Below are 3,944 nucleotides of genomic sequence, written 5' to 3'. Positions count from 1 at the left end.
CCAGCGCGCCGGTGAACATCAATCGTGCCGGGGCCGCGCCCAGTGCCGTGGAGCAGATGGCGGCCCTGCTGGCGACGGCCCGGCGACCGTTGCTGCTGGTCGGTGGTGGCGCGCTGGACGCCGGGGTCGAACTGACCGAACTGGCCGAGCGCCTCGGCGCCCCCGTGGCGTTGACCATCAATGCCAAGGGCCTGTTGCCGTCTCGGCATCCGCTGCTGATCGGCTCGACCCAGAGCCTGGCCGCCACCCGTGCCCTGGTGGCCGAGGCCGACGTGGTGTTGGCAATCGGCACCGAACTGGCCGAGACCGATTACGACATCACCTTCGCCGGTGGCTTCGAGATTCCCGGTGCGTTGTTGCGCATCGACATCGACCCCGACCAGACCGTGCGCAACTACCCGCCAAGACTGGCGCTGGTGGCCGACGCCCAAATGGCCGCCCGGGCGTTGCTCGACGCGTTGAACCGCCGCTTGCCCGGCATGCGTGACGACAATTGGGGCACGGTTCGTGTCGAACGGCTGCGGGTTGAACTCGATCAGCAATGGGACGTCCCGACCCGCGCCCAGACCTTGTTTCTCGACACGGTATTGCAGGCATTGCCCGACGCGGTGTTCGTCGGCGATTCCACCCAGCCGGTCTACACCGGCAACCTCACCTTCAATCCCGAATGCCCGCGCCGCTGGTTCAACTCCTCCACTGGCTACGGCACCCTCGGCTACGCGTTGCCGGCGGCGATCGGTGCCTGGCTTGGCGGTGTCGACAACGGTCACGGCCGCCCGCCCGTGGTGTGCCTGATCGGCGACGGTGGCTTGCAGTTCACCCTGCCGGAACTGGCCAGCGCGGTGGAAGCGCGCACGCCGGTGATCGTGCTGCTGTGGAATAACCAGGGCTACGAAGAGATCAAGAAATACATGGTCAACCGCGCCATCGAGCCGGTGGGCGTGGACATCTATACGCCGGATTTCATTGGTGTCGCCAAGGCCCTGGGCTGCGCCGCCGAAGCCATCGACGGCGTCGCACAACTGCACGCCGCATTACTCGCCGCCTGCGACCGGCAGGGCCCGACGCTCATCGAAATCGACCAGGCGAACTGGATGACGCAGGTGGCGAAATGAATTTCCCTACGACGCAAGACGGGCTGTACATCAACGGTGAGTGGTTGGCGGGCGACCAACCGCTGCGAGTGATCAACCCGGCGACCGAGGCGCTGCTGACCACTGTGTATGGCGGCGACGAGCGTGCCGTTGATCAAGCCTCGGCGGCCGCTACCCAGGCGTTTGGCCCATGGTCAAGCACCTCGGGTGCCGAGCGTGGCGCGTTGCTGCGCCGTATCGCTGCCGGCGTGCGGGATGCGCGTGAGCGACTGATGCATTTGCAATCGAGCAACAACGGCAAACCGCTGTTCGAAGCGGCCATCGATGTCGACGATGTGGCTGCGACGTTCGAATATTACGCCGGGTTGGCCGAAGAACTGGACGTCCGCCAGGACAGCTCATTGGCGTTGCCCAGCGATGATTTCAGCGCACGCATTCGCCGCGAACCTTGCGGGGTGGTCGGGTTGATCGTGCCGTGGAATTTCCCGATGGTCACCACCGCCTGGAAACTCGCCCCGGCGTTGGCGGCCGGCTGCTGCGTGGTGCTCAAGCCGTCGGAAGTCACGCCGTTGCCGGAGCTGGAACTGGCCTCGATCATCGCCGGATGCGGCTTGCCCGACGGCGTGTTCAACCTGGTCTGCGGCACGGGCCTGGCCGTTGGCGCGCCGCTGGCGTCGGACCCGCGGGTGGCGAAGATTTCCTTCACCGGCAGCAACGCGGTGGGCGTGCAAGTGATGCAACGGGCGGCGGAAACGGTGAAGGGCGTGAGCCTGGAACTGGGGGGCAAATCGTCCTTGCTGGTGCTGGCCGACGCCGACCTGGACCTGGCGGTGGAACTGGCGTGCGGGGGCGGTTTCTTCAATGCCGGGCAGATGTGTTCGGCCACCAGTCGCGTGCTGGTGGCTGATGAACTGGCCGATGAATTTCTGCAACGACTCAAGGCGCGCGCGGAGGCTATCCGTGTGGCCGATCCGTTCGATCCGGATGTGGAGATGGGCGCGCTGGTCAACCAGGCGCAATTCCAGCGGGTGCTGGGGCACATCGACCGCGGCGTGCGTGACGGGGCAACGCTGCTGTCCGGCGGCCAGCGACCGGAGCATTTGCCGCGTGGCTTTTTTTTACAGCCGACGATTTTCACCGACGTGCCCCTCGACAGTGCGCTGTGGTGCGAAGAGATCTTCGGGCCGGTGCTGTGCGTGCATCGTTTCAGCCGTCAGGACGAGGCGATTGCCTTGGCCAACGACAGCCGTTTCGGCCTGGTGGCCAGCGTGGTCAGCCGCAATGCCGAGGCGGCCGGGAAGGTCGCCGACGCCTTGCAGGCGGGGCTGGTGTGGATCAACGCACCGCAGGTGATTTTTCCCCAGGCTGCTTGGGGCGGTTACAAGCAGAGCAGCCTGGGTCGTGAATTGGGGCCGTGGGGACTGGCGGCGTTCCAGGAAATCAAGCACGTGATCCGGGCCGTCTGAAAGCACGTTTTGCGGTCATGCATGCCTCGAAAAAAGGCATGCGCCACGGACATGGCTTCAATGAGTTTTTTTCGATAGTCAGGGATTTTGCACAACCTCAGGATGGCCGCAGGCGGCGGCGAAGCCCTTGCAGTACGGGGCTTTGGCCGTCGTTGAACGGTGCGGGCGCAACAGGTTTTACCCACCTCATACTTAGAAGAACAAAGGGAGTCCTCCATGGGCGAGCATGATCTGAACAGACGTCAATTCATCAAGACCGCGAGTGTGGTTTCGGTCGCGGCGGCCGCCATGAGCGTGCCTTTCATCAGCGCCCGGGCCAGCGACACGCGGTTTGTCGGCAAGACCCTGCGCCTGTTGACCTGGTCCGATGACACCGGGTTGGCGGCGCTGCGCAACATCGCCGCGACGTTCGAGGCCAAGACCGGGGCCAAGGTCATCGCCGATCGAACCGGCAGCACGTCGGAAATGGTCGCCAAGCTCAAGGCTGGGGGCGATCGGCCACAGTACGACATCATCACCCTCGCGGGTGTTGGCGCCGAAGGCCTGGCCGCCGCCGGGTTGCTGGAAAAACCTGACCTCAATCGCATTCCCAACCTGGTCGATGTGCCGGCGCAATACCGCACGGGCGCGGGCGGGCATGGCATCGGTTATCTGTTGTGGTGCAACAGCCTGGTCTACAGCACTCGCACCCTGAAACAGGCGCCGGACAGCTACGCCGCGCTTTGGGATGCGGAGTTGGCGCCGAATATCTTCCTGCCGCCGCCGAACTGGACCGAGGCCATGGACCTGATCATCATCGCCGCGAAACTGGCCGGCGGTGACGAACACAACATCGAGCCTGGGTTCAAGAAGCTCGCCGAGCTCAAGGATCGTGTGATGACCTTGGGGGAAAACCCCAATCAGATCGCCGAACTGTTCCGCACCGGTTCCCTGGACCTGGGCGGGCTGTACGCGCCGGCGTTCTTCCCCAAGCAGATCCGCGACCCGGCCTACGGCCTTGGCGCGACGTTCGGCATGAAGGAAGGTTTCTACACCGACCTGATGCTCTCGGTCATGCCGAAAAATCGCCCAGGCGATACCGACCTGGCCTACGCCTTCATCGACCACTCCCTCGACCCGCTGGTGCAGGGCAAGATGGCCGAAGACATCTTCAACGGTCCGGTCAACGCCAAGGCCATCATCTCCGCCGAAGCGCGCAAGAGCCCCTACATCCTCACGCCCGAGCAAATCGCCGACAAGGCGATCATGCACGACAACGCCTTCCTGGCGACCGTGCATGACCAGTGGATCCGCCGGTACACGGAAATCTTCTCCTCCTGAATTTTCCCAGTGTGGGAGCGAGCTTGCTCGCGGAAGCGGTGGGTCAGTTGATGGAGATGTTGGC

3 protein-coding genes are annotated in these 3,944 nt (G+C 64.4%); all 3 read left to right on the top strand.

What is annotated here, in order from left to right; genetic code table 11:
• On the top strand, positions 1-1,115 hold a 1,115-nt coding region (locus OC610_RS22665; protein ID WP_264430941.1), incomplete at its 5' end, for a 5-guanidino-2-oxopentanoate decarboxylase.
• Positions 1,112-2,560 (top strand): aldehyde dehydrogenase family protein, encoded by a 1,449-nt coding sequence (locus OC610_RS22660; RefSeq protein ID WP_264430938.1) that lies wholly within the window; start codon positions 1,112-1,114, stop codon positions 2,558-2,560. The genes OC610_RS22665 and OC610_RS22660, both read left to right, overlap by 4 nt.
• Before the next feature lie 216 nt (positions 2,561-2,776).
• A complete protein-coding gene (locus tag OC610_RS22655; RefSeq protein ID WP_181288723.1) occupies positions 2,777-3,880 on the top strand; it encodes an extracellular solute-binding protein in 1,104 nt (367 codons plus the stop codon).
• The last annotated feature ends 64 nt before the right edge of the window (positions 3,881-3,944 follow it).

Source organism: Pseudomonas agronomica, assembly GCF_025917275.1.
GTDB lineage: Bacteria > Pseudomonadota > Gammaproteobacteria > Pseudomonadales > Pseudomonadaceae > Aquipseudomonas > Aquipseudomonas agronomica.
Note: the sequence above shows the minus strand (reverse complement) of the source record. Positions and strands in the feature narration are given on the sequence as shown.